Raw genomic sequence first — 21,927 nt, forward strand, 5'->3', positions numbered from 1 at the left:
AATTTTCTTTTGTGAGCCAATTCAAAAAAACCTTGCGCTTTTTCTTTGCATTCTTTGCGGTTAAACCCAAATGTCAACAAATAAACAGTTTTTGTTAAAAAAGTATTAAGTGAATAACAAAATATCTTCTATATTCGTAAAACTGTATTTTTAAAATTCATTCATTAACAAGATCTCAAAGCAGTTTTATGAGCAAAACTTCTACTAAGGGCATTTGGAAAGTAATTTCAGCCTCTTCTATGGGCACCATGATCGAATGGTACGATTTTTACATTTTTGGCAGTCTGGCTGTCGTTATTTCAACTAAATTTTTTCCAAACGACAATCCAACCGCAGCGTTTTTATCTACTTTGGCCACATTTGCCGCAGGATTTGTAGTTCGACCTTTTGGAGCTTTATTCTTTGGAAGACTTGGCGATATTATTGGGCGCAAATACACTTTCATGGCTACCTTATTATTAATGGGTGGTTCTACTTTTCTAATTGGCTGTATTCCGAGTTATGAAACGATTGGTTTTCTCGCTCCTTTATTAGTTCTGATTTTACGCCTACTGCAAGGGCTTGCTCTTGGAGGTGAATATGGCGGAGCCGCTACGTATGTAGCCGAACACGCACCTGCTGGAGAAAAAGGATATTGGACTTCTTGGATTCAGACTACTGCTACTGTTGGTTTATTTATTTCTCTAATGGTTATTCTAGCAACTAAAAGCGTGCTTTCTGCCGAAGCTTTTGATTTATGGGGATGGCGCGTTCCGTTTTGGGTTTCGATTGCGATGGTTGGAGTTTCGTATTTAATTCGAAAAAACATGGACGAATCTCCAGTTTTTGCGAAAGCTAAAAAAGAAGGAACCACAAGCACAAATCCGTTAAAGGAGAGTTTTGGAAACCGATATAATTTAAAATTTGTTCTTTTGGCTTTGTTCGGAGCGACAATGGGACAAGGTGTTGTTTGGTATACAGGTCAATTCTATGCAATGAGCTTTATGAAAACGGTAATGAATGTTGATTCTTCTCAAGTTGATGAATTATTAGGAATTGCTCTTTTAATTGGAACTCCATTTTTTATTGTTTTTGGATGGCTGAGCGACAAAATTGGACGCAAATACATTATGATGTTCGGGATGCTATTGGCAATTTTATCCTATAGACCTATTTATAAGGCAATGTACAACACAACAGACATTAGCAAAAAAATAGAAATCGTAGAAAATCCTAGAGAAACAACCGAAAAGAAAGCTGATGGAAGTTCTGTTACAACCATTCAAAAAAAATATACAGATGGTACAACCGTAATGGAGAAAAAAACGTACATGGAGAAAAAAGATGTGCAAACAAGTGTCTCCATTCAAATAACTCCAAATGATAAATGGGCTTTAATTTTTCTGGTTTTTATTCAAGTACTATTTGTGACCATGGTTTACGGTCCAATTGCGGCATTTTTGGTGGAGATGTTTCCAACTAAAATTAGATATACTTCTATGTCATTGCCTTATCATGTTGGAAATGGAATTTTTGGAGGATTGCTCCCTGCTATCTCTACTTACTTTGTATCACACGCCAAAACAGCAGGCAAAGCCGATTTTTATCTGGATGGATTATGGTATCCTATAATTATTGCTGGAATCTGCTTTGTTATTGGGATGATTTATATTGACAACAAAAACAAAATTACTCACCTTTAAAATTTACAAAAAAAATGAATGCGATTAAACAAGTTTTAGGGGCGTTATGGATTGCTTTGGCCGCAGCTGCTGCTTATTTTTGCGTGTTTGAATTTGGTTTGCCCAAACTTCTTTCAGACCAACAAGACGATTTAGTATTTGGTGTAATAATTTTATTTATACTTACTCCGCTAATCGTTATGGGATTAGGAACATTTGGATATTATTCTTTAATTGGAGAATATAACGACCCTAAAAGAAAAACAAATAAATAATTATAGCTAACACAAAAAATAATATCTGCTTATTCAATTACTTCAAAAGATATAAAAAACATTAAAATAAAACATTTGCATTAAAAAACTACTTAACAAAAAAAAGGCTGTCCATTTCTAGACAGCCCTTTTTCATTACTAACCAAACCTAATTTTTAATAAACTTCACAACGCGAACCTTATTATATTCGTCAAACGTTTTTACTAGATATAATCCAGATGCTAAACTGCTTACAGAGAATTGATAATCTGTATTTCCGTTTGTATTAAATGTTTTTACTAATTGTCCTGTAACAGAATAGATCTCTACTTTTGAAGTTTTGAATCCTAAAGTAAAATAATCGGCAACAGGATTTGGATATAAATTAACTTGGCTTCCTTTTTCGAAATCTTCAATTGCCAAGTTTGCTGTTTTATTACCATAAATTCTATACTCTCCAGCTGGTAAATTAATTGGGGCGTTTACATCGATAACATTTATTGTCGTGTTATCCATCAAATTATACCAAATTCCTGTATATGGAAAACCAGTTGAAATATTTTGTGCCGAAGTATCGAAATTAGCTAGAATCAAGACATCTTTTAACTGTGCTGAAGTAAGATTTGCATTCGTAATCTTTACATTTAAAGTTAATGTATTGGCGTCTGGAATTATGGCTGTACCTAAAAAAACGGGCTCCGTTTTTTTAAGTGTAATCATTTTTGCCCAATCGTTATAAATCTTATTACGATTAGAATTTCCAAGCCAATTGTTTACCCATTGAGGCTGTGGCTTTGTATCTAATTTACAATCTCCGCCTACAGCATCAAAATCTGAATTTACAGAATCATCATTGCAGGTAAAAATAGACTTCTCCCAGCCTAGTTCACCAAAATGCCAAATCATTTTTGGTCCTGGAATTAATAAAGAAACGGCACCAATTGCCGACATTCTTGACAAAGCTGTATTTAATGTTTTTACATTATAACTTCCGTTTGAAGCTCCGTATTGTACATTTTTACACATTAAACGTTCTTCGTCATGGCTTTCTGCATACCCCATTAAACGGTTGGCAGCAAATCCGCGGTTTGCACTATTCATTCTAAAAATATTACTTTCAGAAGCATATCCCATTGACAATTGATTGTACTCTTTTGTCATTTTCCCCCACATCATCACTCCTTTACTTGGCGTTTCAGAAATTTTATAATCTGCCCATTGTTTTTCTTCGGCGTCACTTCCTAAATGCTCAAAAATGGTATAATGAGTTGGATCTAAACTCCAAGAATAATCGGCATATTTTTTTAAAACATCTACTCTATCTTGCTGATAACCATCAGTACATGCATTATCTGAAGCCGTACAAGCTTGAGTAAATCCTTTGGTTAAATCCCATCGAAATCCATCAATTTTATACTCTTCAATCCATTGTTTAATTACTCTTTCTACATAATATTGCGTTTTATCCGACTGATGATTAAAGTCCTCTCCTACACTATAAGTATGTTTTGCCACGGTATTAAAATATGGATTTTCTAATGTTGGCGATCCAAAACCGTCTCCGTCAGGATCATTCATCCACATTCTAACCATCGGATTTCTTCCAAAAGCATGATTTAAGGCAACATCCAAAATTACTGCGATTTCATTTTGATGACACAAATCGATAAACTCTTTTAGTTTATCTGAAGTTCCATAAAACTTATCTAAAGCCATATGAAACGAAGTGTTGTAACCCCAGCTTTCATTGCCTTCAAACTCCATTACTGGCATTAGCTGAATAGCATTTATTTTAAGGTTTTTAAAATAATCTATCTTATCAATTAAACTTTGAAAATTGCGAGAAGCATCAAAATCACGAACCAAAACCTCGTAAACTACCAGTTTTTCTTTTTCTGGTTTTACAAAGTTTGTAACCTGCCAGTTGTATGGAGCCTGTCCTGTTTTAAGAACGGTAACTTCAAATTGTTGGCCTGCAGGATAAACTGGTAAATTTGGATAGGAAGATGCTGGAATCCAAGGATCATCATAAGGAGATAAAACCAAAGTTGAGTAAGGATCTGCTGTTTTTACTAAAGATGGAGAATTAGCCAGCGGTGAAGCATCTACAACCCAATATTGAAAAGTATTATTTACACCTGAAACCAATCCAGTTAATTCTAACCAAAATTTTCCTGAAACAGGGTCTTTTTTCATGGCATACGCCGATGTAGGCTGCCAGTTATTGAAACTTCCGGCAACGTAAACAAAATCTTTTGATGGCGCATCAAGAACCAATGTTGCTTTGGAAACATCACTAGAATAATTAATTCCATCAGCCAATCCTGTTGGCATTGCTTCAGAAACTATATTTGGATTTACAACAACCGAAAACTTCTTTATAAGGGTAACTCCTGCTTGAGTCACACTCAATTCATAGGTCTGATTGCTTGTAACATTTGTATGAGAATAAGAATAGCTCGCTGTACTTGCATTAGCATTTATAACTACTCCATTTGCTTTTAAAGAATAACTTGCCGCTCCATTTGTATTTGTTGCAACAATATTAAAATCTGATCCAGATGCTATAATTAAAGCACTATTCTCGACTGGCGAAGTGAGATTTACCTGAAAAGCTCCTACTTCAGCAACGGCATCTTGAGATTGTTTTGATCCAGATCCGTCTTTTGCTTTAACCAAAAAACCTATTCTGCCTATTCCATTTCTGCCAAAATATACAGAGGGTATAAATGTTTTGGTATACGTATCGGCTCCTGCATTGTATGTAAATCTGCTGGCTTCGTTTGAAGCGGTCCAAGATCCGTTTGAAGGAGAATCTGCTTGATTTGCATCATTTACATCATAAGACCATGACCAAAGATATAAGGCATTGTCTGTAATTCCCCAAGTGCCTTCATTAACACTTGTTCCTGCAATTGAAATAGTTATGGAAGTGGTATCTTCAAAAGTGGGCGGATTTATTGAAAAACTAACCGTTTGCTGTTGGGCAAAAGCAGTTAGTCCCATCAATAAAAATATTGATAGTAAAGTTTTTTTCATAATCAGTGTGGTTATTTGATTAGTAAGTTTGATTAAAAAAGGGCTATCTGAGATAGCCCTTTTTCAGTTATTAACTGAAGTTTTTATTGATTTGGAATCATCAAATAACTTCCGTCTAAATCATTGAAATAAATTACATATTTAGATTTTGCAACCGGTATATTATCCCCAGTTCCTCCACCAGAAAAAGCAGTAGTTCCACCCCATGAAACATCCCATGCATTATTCGCTCTGAATTTTGCTTCTCCATCATTTAAGCTTGTTGCTCCTAATGACCACGCATGTTTGTCAAAAGTCGATTTATCTAATGCAGTAGAAGCATCCCAGCCACCAGGAGTACTGCTTCCTATAACACCAACAGTATCATATAATTTTGCTATTGATGCAGCATCTGTGTAAGGTGTCAAAGTATATTTTAAAGTTTTGGTATTAAACTGGAAATTATAATATCCATCTGCTGGAATTGTAAATTCACCTGCATTATTTTTAATTTCAATCGAACTGTCATCTGCTTTCCCCAATTGAGAATCCCAGCTTCCTTTTACAGATATTAGTTTAAAGTTACCTGCTTTGAAATAACCAACAAATTTATATTTTGTATCATCTTTACCATCTCTGAACATTGGCTGATGTTTCGTATCAACATTATTATCCCATCCGCCAGCAACAGCCGCTCCTATTAGATACCAATCTGTGAAATCATAAGTAACTCTTCCTAAATAAGGAGTAACACTAATTGTAATTAAGTTTTTTCCAACTTGAACAAAACCTCCAGAAACATTAGCAGTAATTTTTACATCATACTGAGCCGCTTCTTCTGGTTTTCCTCCTAAATCAATTGCTGCTTGATTTAATTCTTTACCTAGTACAGAAACCTCAGTAATACTGTTTGTAGTACTTTGCAATGTTTTTGCAGCAGTAAAATCTCCGCCTTTCTTATCAATAAGCAAAGTATACTTTATTGCTACAGTTGAAGAATATTGCGCAGCCGACCAAGTAAATTTAGCTACTTCGTCTGATGCTTTATCAACATCAAGAACATAATTCTGACCTGTTGTTGGCGCTGTAATTTCTGGAGCTGCAACAACATTAAGCACTGGTCTTTCGTCTACAGAGTCCGCATTACACGACACCAATAGCACACCAATAAATGCGATTAAAATTTTATATATATTTTTCATTTTACAGTTCTATTAGATATTAGTACCCAGGATTTTGTTTCAATGTAGGGTTCGCCTGAATTGTCTTAGAAGGAATAGGCATTAAGTCTCTATATGAATCTGTTGCCATACCATTCATTACGCCACCTTTCCATTGCCAGATCTTGCTTCCTCCTGTAAATTTTCCAAAACGAATCAAATCTGTTCTTCTGTGGCACTCCCAGAATAACTCTCTACCTCTTTCTGCCAAAAGAAAATCAAGAGTTAAATTTGCACTTGATATTGTAGTTGCTCCTGCTCTTGTTCTAATTTGGTTTACATAATCTACAGCAGTTGCCAAATTACCTGTAGTTGCACCACGTACAACAGCTTCAGCATACATTAAATAAGCATCAGAAACTCTGAAAACTGGAAAATCAGTATCTGGAATATCAGTTCTTTGAGCTGGTGAACCATCCGATTTTTTATTAATATATTTAGTCACAGCATAACCATCTGTAAATGTTGAAATATTAGTAATATCTAAAGCTTGTCCATCAGTATGGAATGTTCCTCTTTTATCTCCAGTAGCAGTTGCATCAGGAAAAAGAGCCACGAATTCTTTACGAGTTCTAGTACCGAACCAACCTCCGTCCATTCCTCTTGAAGCAGCATCTATACTTCCTCCAATAGCAGCGTGAATAATAAAACTCATTCCTCCACCAGTTGCTCTAATTGCATTTCCATCACTTATGATCGGGAAAATAAATTCGTTTTGAGCACCATTTGTATTGTTATCTGCAGAGAATAAGTAAGAATAAGGAACGTTTGCAAATGTATATCCTGAATTAATGATTTCAGTACATAAAGTTGCTACGTCATTGTTTCTTTCTGTTCCTGTATATACTTTAGAGTTCAAATAAATTTGAGCTAATAAAAATTTAGCCGCTACCTTATCCACTCTACCGTATTCATTTGATTTTGCATTTGCTAAACTATTATCTAAATCTTTTAATTCAGACTCTACAAAAGCAAAAACTTCTGCTCTAGATTTTTGTACTGGATAAAAGAATCCAACAGGATCTGCTTCTGTTGTAATTGGCACATTACCAAACAAATCCATTAAGTTTACATAAGAATAAGCTCTTAAGAAACGAGCTTCTGCTCTAAAGGTTGCAATTTCAGCTTTTAGACTTGCATCAACACCTCTTGCTTCTAATTTCTCATCTGTAGTTTGTCTTAAAAATTCATTTGCCAAACTAATATGGTAAGATGCTCTAGAATACGTTCCGTATAAAAACTCATTTACAGGAGACCATGTTTGCGTGTTTAATGTTGGCAAAGCACCATCAGCCCAAGCAATAACAGCCTCATCTGTAGGTAATTCTTGCGTTACAAAAAGCAAACGCAAGTAACTACTAAAATCCCCGCTAAGACCAGCAATATCTGCTTGTCCGTCACCATCATTTCCTCCTACATAAAGTCCAGCGTATAATTTTGCTAAAACCTGTTTGTAAGATGCTGGATCTTCAAAAAAAGTTTCCGATAAAAATTCATCATCATCTTTTGGTGTCACGTTTAAATCGTCAGTACACGAAGTAAGCGTCATACTTATTCCTAAAATAAATAGGAAGAAATAAGATATATATTTAAATGATATTTTCATTTTGTATGTTTTAAAATTTTGTTTTTCAATGTACTATTAGAAACTTGCATTTACTCCAAACAAGAATGTTCTTGCTCTCGGATAAACGTTACCATCGATTCCGTTGAATTTCTCCGGATCTAATCCATCATATTTTGTAAGTACAAAAACATTTTGAACACCTGCTGAGAATCTTAAAGAAGCAGCTTTCAATAAAGCTTTATCCAAAGTATAACCAACTGTTACGTTATCTAATTTGATGAAAGAAGCATCTTTTACATAGTAATTAGATAAATAACGCTGAGTTCCATTATCTTCATAAGTAAATCCAGTATTTAAATAATCTGAACTTACGTTTGATAAGTCTGTTTGTCTTCTTAAACCTGCATCTGAATATCCTAAGTTAGAATTTACGTTATCAAAAATGTAATTTCCTAAACTTGCTCTCCAGTTCATTGTAAAATCAAACTTTTTGTAGTTTAAAGTTGAGAATAAACCGAAAGTATAATCTGCTGTTGGTTTTTTGTATCTGTAACGATCATTTCCATCAATTTTACCATCTCCATTTCTGTCAACATAAGCTCCAGCAATAGGTTTTTTGTTTGCATCATACAATTGCTCGTATACAAAGAATGAATTTGGAGCAGATCCAACTGTATTAATTAAAACTTTATTTCCGTTTCCACCTTTAATATTATCTCCTACTTCATAACCTTGGAAACCTTCAACAGTCTGACCTAAACTCTCAATTTTTTGGTCTAAATAAGTAGCATTAACCGCTACGTTCCAAGTTAAATTATCTTTTTTGATGATATCTGACTGAAGGCTGAATTCAACCCCTTTAGTTCTTAAATCACCAATATTATTAAATCCTTGGTTTCTCAAGTTAGCACCATCTGGCACTAATACATCAGCTAATAAGTCAGATGATTTTTTATCAAAATAGTTAACAGATCCAGTAATTCTATCTTTTAAGAATCCAAAATCAACTCCGATATTCATCTCAGCCAATTCTTCCCATTTGATATTTTGGTTATATCCTTCTGGTCTAGCTGTTCTGTAAACAACACCATTAAATACATATTGAGTATTAACCGTACCAAGTGTAACTCTTCTTAAATAGTCATACTGAGCAGAAATATCTTGCTGACCTGTAGTACCGTAACCAACTCTTAATTTCAAACTAGAAAGTGTTTCGTTATCTTTTAAGAAAGACTCTTCAGCAATATTCCATGCAAAAGCACCTCCCATAAAGTTACCCCATCTGTTTTCTTCAGAGAAACGAGAAGTTCCGTCTCTTCTGTAGTTTAAAGTCAATAAATATTTACTGTCCCAACCTAAATTCACACGTCCAAAATAAGATTGTAAATTAATATCTGGATCAGTAATAACATCTTCATTTCTACTAGCTGCAGGCTGTGTAAGCTCTCCAGATTGGTATTTTTCTTTTTGGAACAACTGATAGTTGTAACCAGCTGTAGCATCCAATTTAAGTTTTCCAAAAGTTTTGCTATACACAAAATACGCATTCAAGTTTTTGTTTTGAAGATCATCTGTGTACGTATTATCGTTTCCTAAATTTACCCAGTTTCCAGAACTGAATGGGTTTGGCTGATATCCTAAAGCACTTTCTGTACTTTGTCTGTTGTATCCGCTACTGTCGAATCTATCGATACCAGCTTCTGCAACAAATCTTAAATCTTCGAAGAAATGGAATTTATAATCAAGGCTGATGTTACCCCATTTTCTAGTAGATTTAGATCTTTTGTCTTCTTGATTTAATCTTGCAACTGGGTTTTTAGCAGGTAATAATGCTAAGTTTCCGTTTGGCTCCAACCATTCAAAATATCCTCCGTAACGAGAACCCGCTTCGTAAGGAGATTGTGTTGGATCAAAACTAATTGCAGAACCAATAACCGCATCTTCGTCTTGAAATTGATTTTTGCTGAAAGATAAGTTTCCGCTAATATCAATTTTTAAGTGATTATCAAACAATACTGGATTTAACGATATCGATGTCGTTGTTCTTTCAAAAGAAGTGTTTCTTAAGATTCCTGGATTATCAACATTACCAACAGATAAACGTACTGGTAATTTATTGAATAAAGCACCGCTTACAGAGATATTATTGTTTGTTGTTAAAGCTGTATGGAAAATTTCATCTTGCCAGTTTGTATTTGCAGTACCCATTAATGCTTTTTGAGCATCAGATCCTTTTGAGTTTACAAAACTTCTAAATTGATCTGCATTTAAAACATCAACTGTATTAGCTACTGTATTGATACCAACTTGAGAGCTGAAGTTCACTTTTACACCACCTTTAGTTCCTTTTTTAGTTGTAATTACGATTACACCATTTGCTGCACGTGAACCGTAAATAGCCGCTGCAGAAGCATCTTTAAGAACTGTAAATGACTCAATATCATTTGGGTCAATTGTAGACAATATACTTGTAGCACCACTTGGAACAGCGTTGCTTAAAGGAAGTCCATCTAAAATAATCAATGGGTCGTTTGAAGCACTTAATGAAGATCCTCCACGAATTCTAATATCTGCTTTTGCTCCTGGAGCACCTCCTCCAACAACATTTACACCAGCAATACGTCCACCAATCAAAGATTCTGGAGTAACGTTGATACCTTTATTAAATTCTTTGGCAGAAATTTGAGAAACAGATCCTGTTGCGTCTTTTTTCTTAACAGTTCCGTAACCCACTTGCACTACAACTTCCTGTAATTGATTGGTATCTTCTTCTAAAGATACTGGCAAGTTTTTTTGACCATTAAAGACAATAGTCGCTGTTTTGTATCCAATAAATGAAACTAAAATCTTGTCTCCATTTTTTAAATTTGGCAATTGGAATTTACCATCAAAATCTGTAGAGGTACCAGTTGCGGAACCTTGTACATTTACATTTACCCCTGGTATTGGCTGACCTGTGGCATGATCAGTTACTACTCCACTTAAAGTACTCTGAGCTAGTACTGTAAACGGAAGCAGAAGGAATAAAAATAACAACTTTTTGTAAATTGTTTTCATACTTTTTGTTTAAATTAGTTTTGAGTTTTTGACTGTTAGTTAAGTTTTTAATTTTACTTCGAATTCCAAAATTATGAATTTATTAACATGCTCAACCAGAGACAATTTTTATTGCTTTACGAAAACGTGGTAGTGTTGAAAACTTTCTATTTTTTGTAATCTTTTAGCGTTAAAATTGCAAATACCAAAAATATTGCACACCTTTATTATTAATTAGATTTTTTTCAATTAACTCCATGAAACGTAAAATAACCCTCAAACAGATTGCAAAGGAGCTTGACGTGTCTATCTCAACTGTCTCAAAATCACTTAGAAACAGTCTAGAAATTGGCGAAGAAACACGACTAAAAGTGCAGGCTTTTGCGAAGTTTTACAACTACAAGCCCAACAATATTGCCCTTAGTTTAAAGAACCGAAAAACCAAGAGTATCGGGATTATTATTCCAGAAATCGTACACTACTTTTTCTCTACTGTCATCAACGGAGTAGAACAGGTTGCAAACGAATACGGATACAGCGTAGTTATCTGTGTATCAGACGATTCTTTTGACAAAGAAGTGCTAAATATGGAGATGTTAGCCAACGGAAGTATCGATGGTTTTATCATGTCTCTTTCTAAAGAAACACAATTTAAAGGCGACTTTCATCATATTACCGAAGTGATCAACCAAGGAATGCCTGTAGTAATGTTTGATCGCGTTACAAACGATATATTATGCGATAAAGTAATTATTGATGATAAATCTGCAGCCTATGAAGCAGTTCAAAGTTTGATTGACAATGGCCGCAAGAAGATTGCTCTGGTAACTACAGTCGATTATGTAAGTGTTGGAAAACTGAGAACCGATGGCTATGAAAAAGCATTATTAGACAATGGATTACCTTTTAATGAAGATTTAATCATAAAAATTGAAGATGTAGAAACTTGCGAAATAACCATTAGTCAGCTTTTGCATGAAAGAGCTTTCGATGCTGTTTTTGCCGTAAATGAGCTTTTTGCTGTAACAATTATCAAAACAGCAAATAAAATGGGATTAAAAGTTCCTGAAGATTTAGCTGTAATTGCATTTACTGACGGAATCATTTCAAAATACTCGACTCCAACAATTACAACCGTTAGCCAAAGCGGAGAAAAAATGGGCAATAAAGCAGCAAAAATGCTTATTGAAAGACTTGAAGCAGAAGAAGATGACGACGAAGAACATACTGAAAATTACACCACAGAAGTTATAGAAACTCATTTAATAAAAAGAGAATCTACTGACTAAAAAACTTAAAATCAACACTTTCTAAAGCCATAAAAAATATTTATGGCTTTTTTATTAGCATATATAAAAAAATAATTTATAATTTTACGCCCGTCAAGGCTTTTAGTTTTACTTCGAAAAGAACAAAGTTTTGATAAGCAAGGCGCTTATCGTATAATTTTTCAAATTACGATAATGGAAAAGCGTAAATTAAGTTTCTGGGAAATTTGGAACATGAGTTTCGGTTTCTTAGGAATACAATTTGGTTTTGCACTGCAAAACGCAAATACTTCAAGAATTTTTGAAACCCTTGGTGCTAAAATAGATGAAATCCCAATTTTGTGGATTGCTGCGCCTGTTTCAGGTTTAATTATTCAGCCCGTTATTGGTTATTTCAGTGATAGAACTTGGACTCGTTTAGGGAGACGACGCCCCTATTTTTTAATTGGCGCTATTTTGTCATCGATGGCTTTGTTCGTAATGCCCAACTCTCCAACTTTATGGATTGCTGCAGGAACTTTATGGATAATGGATGCTTCAATCAACGTTTCAATGGAACCTTTCCGTGCTTTCGTAGGCGATAATTTACCCGACCATCAGCGTGCCTTGGGCTTTGTTATGCAGAGTTTCTTTATTGGTACCGGTGCCGTTGTTGGTTCTGTTCTACCCTATCTTTTCACAAATGTTTTTGATGTCAGCAATGTTGCGCCAAAAGGAATTATTCCCGATGCTGTAAAATGGTCATTTTATATTGGCGGAATCGTTTTTCTGCTTTCCGTTTTATGGACCGTTTTTAAATCAACCGAATATACGCCTGAAGAACTTCATGCTTTCGAAGCTAACAGCAAAAAAGACTCCGAAGGCATATCAAATTCTGAAACAGAATCTGGCGTTTCTACAAAAAAACAATTGCTTTTAGGATTATTGTTTGCTGGTATCGGAGCATTAATTTCATTTTTAATTTTCGAAAACAGTCTGGCAAAAGAACTTTACATTCTATTTATAGGTCTAATTTTCATGGGTGTTTTATTTGTAATTGCATCGCAATTACGAACAAAAAAAGTTCAGAATGGTTTTACCATAATCATGACCGATTTATTGAATATGCCAAAAACAATGCAAAAATTAGCTTGGGTTCAATTTTTCTCTTGGTTTGCGCTTTTCTCAATGTGGATTTATACAACTCAAGCAGTTACGCAGCATATTTTTGGAACTACAGACACAACTTCGAAAACCTACAATGATGCCGCCGACTGGGTTTCGGTATTGTTTACAGTTTACAACGGAATTGCCGCTGCAGTTGCCTTTTTACTGCCAATTATTGCAAAAAAAGTAGGCGTTAGAGCAACACACTTATTGGCTTTATGCGCTGGAGGCGTTGGTTTAATTTCAATTTATTTTATTGGTGACAAACAAATGCTTATCCTTCCAATGCTGGGAGTTGGTATTGCATGGGCGAGTATTCTATCAATGCCTTATGCGATGTTATCTGGTGCTTTGCCAGCTGCAAAAATGGGTTATTATATGGGAGTTTTTAACTTTTTCGTAGTAATTCCGCAAATCGTAGCCGCTACGATATTAGGATTCGTAATCAAACAATTCTTCCATAATGAACCTATTTACGCTCTAATAATTGGAGGTGTATCAATGATTTTCGCAGGATTATTGACTCTTAGAGTAAATAGTAAAACTAAAATTGAAATCCATGAATAATAAAAAAGCATTCATCTTCGATCTTGACGGCGTGATCGTTGATACCGCTAAATACCACTTTTTGGCTTGGCAAAAAATTGCTCAGTCGTTAAATATAAATTTTACGCATGAAGACAACGAACTTTTAAAAGGTGTAAGCCGAGTTCGTTCGTTGGATATTATACTTGGATTAGGAAATGTTGAGGCTTCGCAAGAGGACAAAGACAAATGGTTAATTCAAAAAAACGAAGATTATTTATCTTATTTAGTTGACATGGATGAAAGTGAGGTTCTTCCAGGAGTTTTAAAAATTCTAAAACTATTAAAAGAGAAAAATCAAGGTATTGCATTGGGTTCTGCCAGCAAAAATGCAAGACCAATTTTAGAAAAAACTGGAGTTCTATCTTACTTCGATGTTATTGTTGACGGAAATGACGTTACCAATGCAAAACCAGACCCAGAAGTTTTCTTAAAAGCGGCTCAATTATTACATATTGATCCAAAAAATTCAATCGTATTTGAAGATTCTGTTGCCGGAATTCAGGCAGCAAACATCGCAGAAATGGTAAGTGTTGGAATTGGTGAGGAAACAATTTTACATGAAGCTGATCATATTTTTAAAGATTTTACCCAAATCGAAACAAGCTTTATTAACGATTTAATTAGTCAATGAGAAAATTTGATAATTAGATAATTTCTAAAATGAGAATTATTTAATGATCAAACCGACAAAATTATTTCATTTAAAAAAAAACGTAGAACAACCAAGCAATTAAAAGGTAAAAACAGTCAAAAATAATTATCAAATTATCAAATTGACACATTATCTAATTGCCACATTATCTAATTTAAAAATGAATCAAGATTATATAAAACCAGACAATTGGTCCATAATAGAAGAAGGATTTGATGTCGAAAGAGTAAAATCGTCCGAAAGTCTTTTTAGTATCGGAAACGGTGCTATGGGGCAGCGTGCGAATTTTGAAGAAGCATATTCTGGCGAAACATTCCAGGGAAGTTATATCGCAGGGATTTATTATCCAGATAAAACAAAAGTGGGCTGGTGGAAAAACGGTTATCCGAAATATTTCGCCAAAGTACTAAATGCACCAAACTGGATTGGAATTGATATTGAAATCAACGAAGAAAACCTTGATTTACACAATTGTACCGAAGTTAAAAATTTCCGCAGAGAATTGAATATGAAAGAAGGATGGTACAATCGTTCTTTTGAAGCTGTTCTTAAAAACGGAACTGAGATTGCGGTAAACATTCGTCGTTTTCTTTCCTTAGATTTAGACGAAGCCGGAGTGATCAAATACGATATTACACCTTTAAATAAAGATGCAAAAATCGTTTATAAACCGTATATCGACGCTGGTGTAACCAATGAAGATGCCAACTGGGAAGAAAAATTCTGGGAACCTTTGGAAGTTAAAAAAGGTACAAATGAAGCTTTTGTAACGGCTCAAACTTTCAAAACGCATTTTAAAGTAACGACTTTTATGCACAATACGATTTTGGCAAATGGAGAAAACATCAATGTTTCGCCATCAACAATCGATTCAACTGTAGATAAAGTTCAATATACGTACGGAACTATTATTGCAAAAGGACAAACCTCAACCATTCAAAAAATTGGAGGTTATACGGTTTCTTTAAACCACGAAAACACTTTGGCTGGAGCCGAAAAAGTAATCAAATCTGCTGTTGCCTTAGGATATGATGCTTTGCTTCAAAATCAAATTGATGCCTGGGCAAAAGTTTGGGAAATGTCAGATATTACAATTGAAGGCGACGTAAAAGCACAACAGGGAATTCGTTTCAACATTTTCCAATTAAACCAAACCTATTCAGGAAAAGATTCTCGTTTAAATATTGGTCCAAAAGGATTTACAGGAGAAAAATACGGCGGATCTACTTATTGGGACACTGAGGCTTATTGCATTCCGTTTTACATGGCAACAAAAGACCAGCAGGTTGCAAGAAACTTATTGACGTATCGTTACAACCAATTAGACAAAGCGATTGAAAATGCTAAGGATAATTTAGGTTTCAAAAACGGCGCAGCGTTGTATCCAATGGTGACCATGAATGGTGAAGAATGCCACAACGAATGGGAAATCACACACGAAGAAATCCATAGAAATGGTGCGATTGCTTTTGCAATTTACAACTATAACCGTTACACGGGCGATTACTCTTATATTCCAGAAAAAGGTTTAGAAGTTTTAATTGGTATTGCGCGTTTCTGGCACCAAAGAGCTTCTTTCTCAAAAGATAAAAATCAATACGTGATTTTGGGCGTTACAGGTCCAAATGAATACGAAAACAACATCAACAATAATTTCTACACCAATTATATTGCAAAGTGGTGTATTGATTTTGCTGCTGAACAAATTGAAAAAGTAGCTTCAGAATATCCAGCAGATCACAAAAGAGTGATGGAAAAAGTTAATCTTTCATCTGAAGAAATCAAAGAATGGAAAAAAGTGGCAGACGATATGTACTTCCCTATTTCTGAAGAACTTGGAATCTACTTACAGCAAGATGGTTTCTTAGACAAAGATTTAGTTCCGGTAAAAGATTTAGATCGTTCACAACGCCCGATTAACCAAAAATGGTCTTGGGATCGTGTGTTGCGTTCTCCTTACATCAAACAGGCAGACGTTTTACAAGGTTTTTATTTCTTCGAAGATCATTTCTCAAAAGAAGAATTAAAACGCAATTTCGAATTTTATGAATCATTTACCGTACACGAAAGTTCGCTTTCGCCTTGCGTGCACTCGATTCAAGCTGCAGCTTTAGATAAAATGGACATGGCATATACATTTTATTTAAGAACTTCTCGTCTGGATTTGGATGATTATAATAAAGAAGTGGAAGAAGGTTGTCACATCACGTCAATGGCTGGTACATGGATGAGTATCGTGGAAGGCTTTGGAGGAATGCGTGTTAAAAACGATCAGCTTCATTTCTCACCAAAAATTCCAAAAGAATGGAAAGGGTATTCTTTTAAAATTAATTTCAGAAATCAAATTTTAAAAGTAGCTGTAAATCACAATGAAACAACATTTACTATAGATGGCGATCAAGATTTAACAATTATCGTTAACGGAAAACCTGAAATTGCAAGTAAATTTGTACAAATAAATTAAATTACAATACACTAAAAATCTAAAAAACATGAAAAACTTATTTTTCGCAAGTTTAATTTTGTTTGCGTTCAGCACTGTTGCAAAAGCGCAGCAATTAAAATCACCCGAAGGCAAGTTCGTAATGGAATTTTCTCTTCAAAACGACGGAACTCCAACTTACAATTTAAAATACAAAAACAAAGAAGTTGTAAAAACCAGTAAATTGGGTCTTGAACTTAAAGATGACAAAAAATCTTTATTAAACGACTTTACAATTGCTGATACTAAAACTTCCACTTTTGACGAAACTTGGAAACCGGTTTGGGGAGAAGTAGATCACATTAGAAATCATTATAATGAGTTAGCGGTTACTTTAAATCAAAAAGGAACAGACAGACAAATTATTATCCGTTTCCGTTTATTCGAAGATGGACTTGGATTTAGATATGAATTCCCAGCACAAAAGAATCTTACTTATTTTGTAATTAAAGAAGAAAGATCTCAATTTGCTATGACTGGAGATCATACTGCTTTCTGGATTCCAGGAGATTATGATACTCAGGAATACGATTACACAAAATCGAAACTATCTGAGATTCGAGGTTTATCTGAAAAAGCATACACAGCAAACGTTTCACAAAAATCTTTTTCTCCAACAGGAGTTCAGACTTCTTTGATGTTAAAAACAAATGAAGGAATCTACATCAACTTACACGAAGCGGCTTTAATTGACTATTCTTGTATGCACTTGAATTTAGATGATAAAAACATGACTTTCACCTCATGGTTAACTCCAGATGCAAAAGGAGATAAAGGTCATATGCAAGCACCAAATCATTCACCTTGGAGAACGATTATTGTAAGCGATGATGCTAGAGAAATCTTAGCTTCAAAAATGACTTATAACTTAAACGATCCATCAAAAATTGACAATACTTCTTGGATTAAACCAGTAAAATACGTTGGTGTTTGGTGGGAAATGATTACAGGAAAAAGCTCTTGGTCATACACTAATGATTACCCAACAGTACAATTGGGAGTTACTGATTTCGCGAAAGCAAAACCAAACGGAACACACGGAGCAAACAATGCTAATGTGAAAAAATACATTGATTTTGCTGCACAGCACGGTTTCGACGCTGTTTTGGTTGAAGGCTGGAACGAAGGCTGGGAAGACTGGTTTGGACATTCTAAAGATTATGTTTTTGATTTCTTGACTCCATACCCAGATTTTGATGTAAAAGGTCTGCATGAATATGCAAAATCTAAAGGTGTAAAAATCATCATGCACCACGAAACTTCAGGATCTGTTCGTAACTACGAGCGCCACATGGATGCTGCTTACAAATTCATGAATGATAATGGATATGATGCTGTAAAAAGCGGTTACGTGGGTGATATTTTGCCAAGAGGTGAAAATCACTACAGCCAATGGATTGTAAACCATTATCAATATGCTATCGAAAAAGCAGCTGATTATAAAATTATGGTGAACGCTCACGAAGCAGTTCGCCCAACAGGAATCGCTAGAACGTATCCTAACTTAATTGGAAACGAAGCTGCAAGAGGAACAGAATACCAAGCTTTTGGAGGTTCTAAACCAAATCACGTTACCGTTTTACCATTTACACGTTTAATTGGAGGCCCAATGGATTACACTCCGGGAATCTTCGAAATGGATATCAGTAAAATGAATCCTGAGAACAAATCTCATGTAAACAGTACAATTGCAAACCAATTGGCATTATACGTTACTATGTACAGCCCGTTGCAAATGGCTGCTGATACTCCAGAAAACTACAACCGTTTTCTAGATGCATTCCAATTCATTAAAGATGTGGCTGTAGACTGGTCAGAAAGTAAATATATTGAAGCTGAGCCAGGAGATTTTATCACTGTTGCTCGTAAAGCAAAGGGAACAAATAACTGGTTTGTTGGAAACGTAAACGGAGAAACGCCACGTACTTCAAACATCGATTTCGGTTTCCTTGAAAAAGGTAAAAAATATACCGCAACAATTTATGCTGATGCAAAAGATGCGCATTACAAAACTAATCCGCAGGCTTATACTATCAAAAAAATTGCTGTAACAAACAAATCAAAATTATCTCAGTTTTCTGCTCCAGGTGGAGGTTATGCGATAAGCATTATTGAAAACAAATAATTTTTAAAGACAAGTAATTAACCCCAAGATTACTTGTCTTTTTTTTAAATTGCAAAAAGCTTATCCTAACAGGTTTCAAAATCTGTTAGGCATAAATCATAATCCTACTTAAATCCGATTTAAATGAATTACAAATCAAGCTTTTTAATTATTTTAATAACACTTTTGACTCTTAACAGCTACTCTCAACAGAAAGTTGCAGCGAAATATGATTATTTATTATACGTGCCAAAAGACTATTCAAAAGAAAATAAAAAATATCCACTTGTAATTTATCTTCATGGCGGAGGGCAGAAAGGAAATGATTTAAATAAGCTCAAAACATACGGTTTACCTTATTTAGTTGAAAAAGGACAAAATTTTGATTTTATAATTGCTTCGCCTCAATGTCCAGATAATAAATACTGGTCGACAGAAAATTGGTTTGAAACATTATTTGCCGATTTAGAAGCAAAATATAGAATTGATAAAAGCAGAATTTACATTACCGGAATTAGCATGGGCGGTTACGGAGCTTACATTACAGCTCTAGACTTTCCTGACCAATTTGCTGCAGTTGTTGCGCTTTGCGGCGGAATTAACGACAGCGATTTAACGAGAGTTTGCAATCTTAGTAAAATTCCAATTTGGGCTTTTCATGGCACAGCCGATGATAAAATCCCATTTAGTGAAACGGAAAGAATTGCAAAAGGTCTTGAATCGTGTGAAACTAAGAATAAATTCAAGTTTACTCGTTTAGAAAATGAAGGACATGAGATTCAATATCTCTATGAAACAAATCCTGAAATTTATAAATGGATGCTTGAACAAAAGAAATAAAAATTACAAACTATGAAAAATCAAAAAACATCTATTATCTATAAATTAGCCTTATTGGTATTGTTGTTTTCCGCTTCCGCGAAAGCGCAAATTCAAAAAGTAGAACCACCGTTTTGGTACGCAGGAATGAAAAATTCAGAACTGCAGATTATGTTCTACGGAAAAAATATTGCACAATATGAAGCTTCGGTTTCGAATAATGTCGCGATTAAAAATGTAGAAAAAACAGAAAACCCAAACTATCTTTTCGTGACAATCGATACAAAAGACGTAAAAGCTTCTGAATTGGTTTTCTCTTTCAAAAACAATAATAAAGTTGCCTTTAAACAAAAATATGCTCTAAAAGAAAGAAGAGCGAATTCGGCCGAAAGAAAAAGTTATGATGCATCTGATTTGATGTACTTAATTATGCCGGATCGTTTTGCTAACGGAAATCCTAAAAACGACAGCGATGCTTCTTTAACAGAAAAAGCAAATCGTCAAGACCCAAGCGGACGTCATGGTGGCGATATCGAAGGAATTATTAAAAACTTAGATTATATTTCTTCTCTTGGTGCAACTACAATATGGAGCACACCTTTATGCGAAGACAACGACAAACAGCATTCGTATCATACGTACGGACAATCGGATGTTTACAAAATCGACCCACGTTACGGAACAAACGATGATTACGCTCGTTTATCGGCAGAAATGCACAAAAATAACATGAAACTGGTTATGGATTATGTTACCAATCACTGGGGAATTACGCACTGGATGATGAAAGATATTCCAACCAAAACATGGTTCAATCAATTTGAAACTTTTACACAAACACACCACAGACGTGAAGTAATTACAGATATTCACGCTTCTCAAATAGATCAGGAAGTTTGTGTTGACGGCTGGTTTGTGCCTTCAATGCCAGACTTAAATCTTAGAAATCCTTTGGTTGCAAAATATTTAACTCAAAATGCAATCTGGTGGATTGAATTTGCAAATCTTGATGGTTTCAGAGTAGATACTTATAACTACTCAGATAAAACTGCTATGGCAAATTGGGCAAAATCTATTACAGATGAATACCCTAATTTTAACATTGTAGGTGAAATCTGGATGCACAATCAAGCAAATTTAGCTTTTTGGCAGAAAGACAGTAAAATTGGTGCTATTGAAAACTACAATTCGAATCTTCCAAGTGTAATGGATTTTACGCTTCAAAGTCAGATTACTTCTGCCTTTAGTGAAGATGAGCCAAACTGGGATAGCGGATTGATTAAATTCTACAACAATTTTGCTATGGATTTTCTATATCCAAATACCAATAACATTTTGGTTTTTGCCGAAAATCATGACACGGATCGTATGAATGAAAAATTCAAATATGATTTACCAAAATACAAACTGGCAATGACTTTATTGGCAACAGTTCGTGGAATTCCGCAAATCTATTACGGTTCAGAGATCGGAATGGGTGGAGATAAAGGCAAAGGCGGAGATGCCGATATTCGTCAGGATTTTCCAGGCGGATGGGCTGGGGACAAAAACAATGCTTTCACCAAAGAAGGAAGAACTCCAGAACAAGCGGCTTACTTTGATTTCAGTGCAAAATTATTCAACTGGAGAAAAACAAACGAAGCGGTTCATTTCGGAAAAATGAAGCATTATATTCCAGAAAATAATACGTATGTGTATTTCAGATATACTGATAATAAAACGGTTATGGTGGTTTTCAATAACAATGCAAAAGAGCAGGTTGTAAAAACAAACCGCTTTAAAGAAAGCATCAAAAACTACAAATCAGGAAAAGATGTTATTTCAGGAAAAACATTCGATTTAGCTTCTGAAATTACTTTAGAACCAAAATCAGCTTTGGTTTTAGAATTGGAATAACAATGTTTTTTCTCTCGCAGATTTAGGAGATTGATTCGCCTGTTCGCTTACGCTCGAGTGAGCAGATAATTTTAAAAAAAAAATCTGCCAAATCTGCGAGAAACTATTTTTCCGCCACGAATTCACGAATTTTTATTCTCACAGATTTTAAAAAATAATTCGTGAATTCGTGGCTATTTTTTTCAACACAATCCATCCTAAAATATTCTAAAATA

At 34.7% G+C, this 21,927-nt stretch carries 13 protein-coding genes; 9 read left to right on the forward strand and 4 right to left on the reverse strand.

Annotation, left to right across the window (positions count from 1 at the left end):
* Positions 1-188: 188 nt before the first annotated feature.
* Together SOM12_RS11045 and SOM12_RS11050 are read left to right on the forward strand one after the other, a co-directional pair.
* Complete coding sequence (locus tag SOM12_RS11045; RefSeq protein WP_320493449.1) at positions 189-1,682, forward strand: MFS transporter; 1,494 nt, start codon at positions 189-191, stop codon at positions 1,680-1,682.
* A gap of 14 nt (positions 1,683-1,696) precedes the next feature.
* Positions 1,697-1,936, forward strand: coding sequence for a DUF6814 family protein (locus tag SOM12_RS11050; protein WP_095928146.1), 240 nt, complete (start codon positions 1,697-1,699; stop codon positions 1,934-1,936).
* A 148-nt stretch (positions 1,937-2,084) separates the two neighbouring features.
* Here the strand turns inward: SOM12_RS11050 and SOM12_RS11055 are convergent, their stop codons facing one another.
* From SOM12_RS11055 to SOM12_RS11070, 4 genes are all read right to left on the reverse strand, one after another.
* Positions 2,085-4,955 (reverse strand): alpha-amylase family glycosyl hydrolase, encoded by a 2,871-nt coding sequence (locus SOM12_RS11055; RefSeq protein WP_320493450.1) that lies wholly within the window; start codon positions 4,953-4,955, stop codon positions 2,085-2,087.
* Between the two features lie 83 nt (positions 4,956-5,038).
* Positions 5,039-6,136: a SusE domain-containing protein gene (locus SOM12_RS11060; protein ID WP_320493451.1), complete on the reverse strand. Its 1,098-nt coding sequence runs from the start codon at positions 6,134-6,136 to the stop codon at positions 5,039-5,041.
* Between the two features lie 19 nt (positions 6,137-6,155).
* Complete coding sequence (locus SOM12_RS11065; RefSeq protein WP_320493452.1) at positions 6,156-7,760, reverse strand: RagB/SusD family nutrient uptake outer membrane protein; 1,605 nt, start codon at positions 7,758-7,760, stop codon at positions 6,156-6,158.
* Between the two features lie 36 nt (positions 7,761-7,796).
* On the reverse strand, positions 7,797-10,778 hold the full coding sequence (locus SOM12_RS11070; RefSeq protein ID WP_320493453.1) for a TonB-dependent receptor: 2,982 nt from the start codon (positions 10,776-10,778) through the stop codon (positions 7,797-7,799).
* Between the two features lie 236 nt (positions 10,779-11,014).
* Between SOM12_RS11070 and SOM12_RS11075 the strand changes: the two genes are divergently transcribed.
* From SOM12_RS11075 to SOM12_RS11105, 7 genes are all read left to right on the forward strand, one after another.
* Positions 11,015-12,046: a LacI family DNA-binding transcriptional regulator gene (locus SOM12_RS11075; protein ID WP_095928151.1), complete on the forward strand. Its 1,032-nt coding sequence runs from the start codon at positions 11,015-11,017 to the stop codon at positions 12,044-12,046.
* 174 nt (positions 12,047-12,220) lie between these two features.
* Entirely contained in the window at positions 12,221-13,738 is a 1,518-nt protein-coding gene (locus SOM12_RS11080) for an MFS transporter (protein ID WP_320493454.1), read from the forward strand.
* Positions 13,731-14,390: a beta-phosphoglucomutase gene (gene pgmB / locus SOM12_RS11085; RefSeq protein ID WP_320493455.1), complete on the forward strand. Its 660-nt coding sequence runs from the start codon at positions 13,731-13,733 to the stop codon at positions 14,388-14,390. Before SOM12_RS11080 ends, pgmB begins: the two co-directional genes overlap by 8 nt.
* Positions 14,391-14,571: 181 nt before the next feature.
* On the forward strand, positions 14,572-16,875 hold the full coding sequence (locus SOM12_RS11090) for a glycoside hydrolase family 65 protein (protein ID WP_320493456.1): 2,304 nt from the start codon (positions 14,572-14,574) through the stop codon (positions 16,873-16,875).
* A 28-nt stretch (positions 16,876-16,903) separates the two neighbouring features.
* A complete protein-coding gene (locus tag SOM12_RS11095; protein ID WP_320493457.1) occupies positions 16,904-19,018 on the forward strand; it encodes a glycoside hydrolase family 97 protein in 2,115 nt (704 codons plus the stop codon).
* Positions 19,019-19,141: 123 nt separating this feature from the next.
* Complete coding sequence (locus SOM12_RS11100) at positions 19,142-19,837, forward strand: prolyl oligopeptidase family serine peptidase (protein WP_320493458.1); 696 nt, start codon at positions 19,142-19,144, stop codon at positions 19,835-19,837.
* Positions 19,838-19,849: 12 nt separating this feature from the next.
* Complete coding sequence (locus SOM12_RS11105; RefSeq protein ID WP_320493459.1) at positions 19,850-21,712, forward strand: glycoside hydrolase family 13 protein; 1,863 nt, start codon at positions 19,850-19,852, stop codon at positions 21,710-21,712.
* Positions 21,713-21,927: the final 215 nt, after the last annotated feature.

Origin of the sequence: Flavobacterium sp. CFBP9031 (assembly GCF_034044945.1) — a bacterium.
In the GTDB taxonomy this organism is placed as follows: Bacteria; Bacteroidota; Bacteroidia; order Flavobacteriales; family Flavobacteriaceae; genus Flavobacterium.

Excerpts from the sequence above, each read along its gene's own strand:
- SOM12_RS11055 (WP_320493450.1), bottom strand. The coding sequence starts at position 4,955 with ATGAAAAAAACTTTACTATCAATATTTTTATTGATGGGACTAACTGCT.
- SOM12_RS11050 (WP_095928146.1), top strand. The coding sequence starts at position 1,697 with ATGAATGCGATTAAACAAGTTTTAGGGGCGTTATGGATTGCTTTGGCC.
- SOM12_RS11095 (WP_320493457.1), top strand. The coding sequence starts at position 16,904 with ATGAAAAACTTATTTTTCGCAAGTTTAATTTTGTTTGCGTTCAGCACT.
- SOM12_RS11090 (WP_320493456.1), top strand. The coding sequence starts at position 14,572 with ATGAATCAAGATTATATAAAACCAGACAATTGGTCCATAATAGAAGAA.
- SOM12_RS11075 (WP_095928151.1), top strand. The coding sequence starts at position 11,015 with ATGAAACGTAAAATAACCCTCAAACAGATTGCAAAGGAGCTTGACGTG.
- SOM12_RS11060 (WP_320493451.1), bottom strand. The coding sequence starts at position 6,136 with ATGAAAAATATATATAAAATTTTAATCGCATTTATTGGTGTGCTATTG.
- pgmB (WP_320493455.1), top strand. The coding sequence starts at position 13,731 with ATGAATAATAAAAAAGCATTCATCTTCGATCTTGACGGCGTGATCGTT.
- SOM12_RS11045 (WP_320493449.1), top strand. The coding sequence starts at position 189 with ATGAGCAAAACTTCTACTAAGGGCATTTGGAAAGTAATTTCAGCCTCT.
- SOM12_RS11080 (WP_320493454.1), top strand. The coding sequence starts at position 12,221 with ATGGAAAAGCGTAAATTAAGTTTCTGGGAAATTTGGAACATGAGTTTC.
- SOM12_RS11065 (WP_320493452.1), bottom strand. The coding sequence starts at position 7,760 with ATGAAAATATCATTTAAATATATATCTTATTTCTTCCTATTTATTTTA.
- SOM12_RS11070 (WP_320493453.1), bottom strand. The coding sequence starts at position 10,778 with ATGAAAACAATTTACAAAAAGTTGTTATTTTTATTCCTTCTGCTTCCG.
- SOM12_RS11105 (WP_320493459.1), top strand. The coding sequence starts at position 19,850 with ATGAAAAATCAAAAAACATCTATTATCTATAAATTAGCCTTATTGGTA.
- SOM12_RS11100 (WP_320493458.1), top strand. The coding sequence starts at position 19,142 with ATGAATTACAAATCAAGCTTTTTAATTATTTTAATAACACTTTTGACT.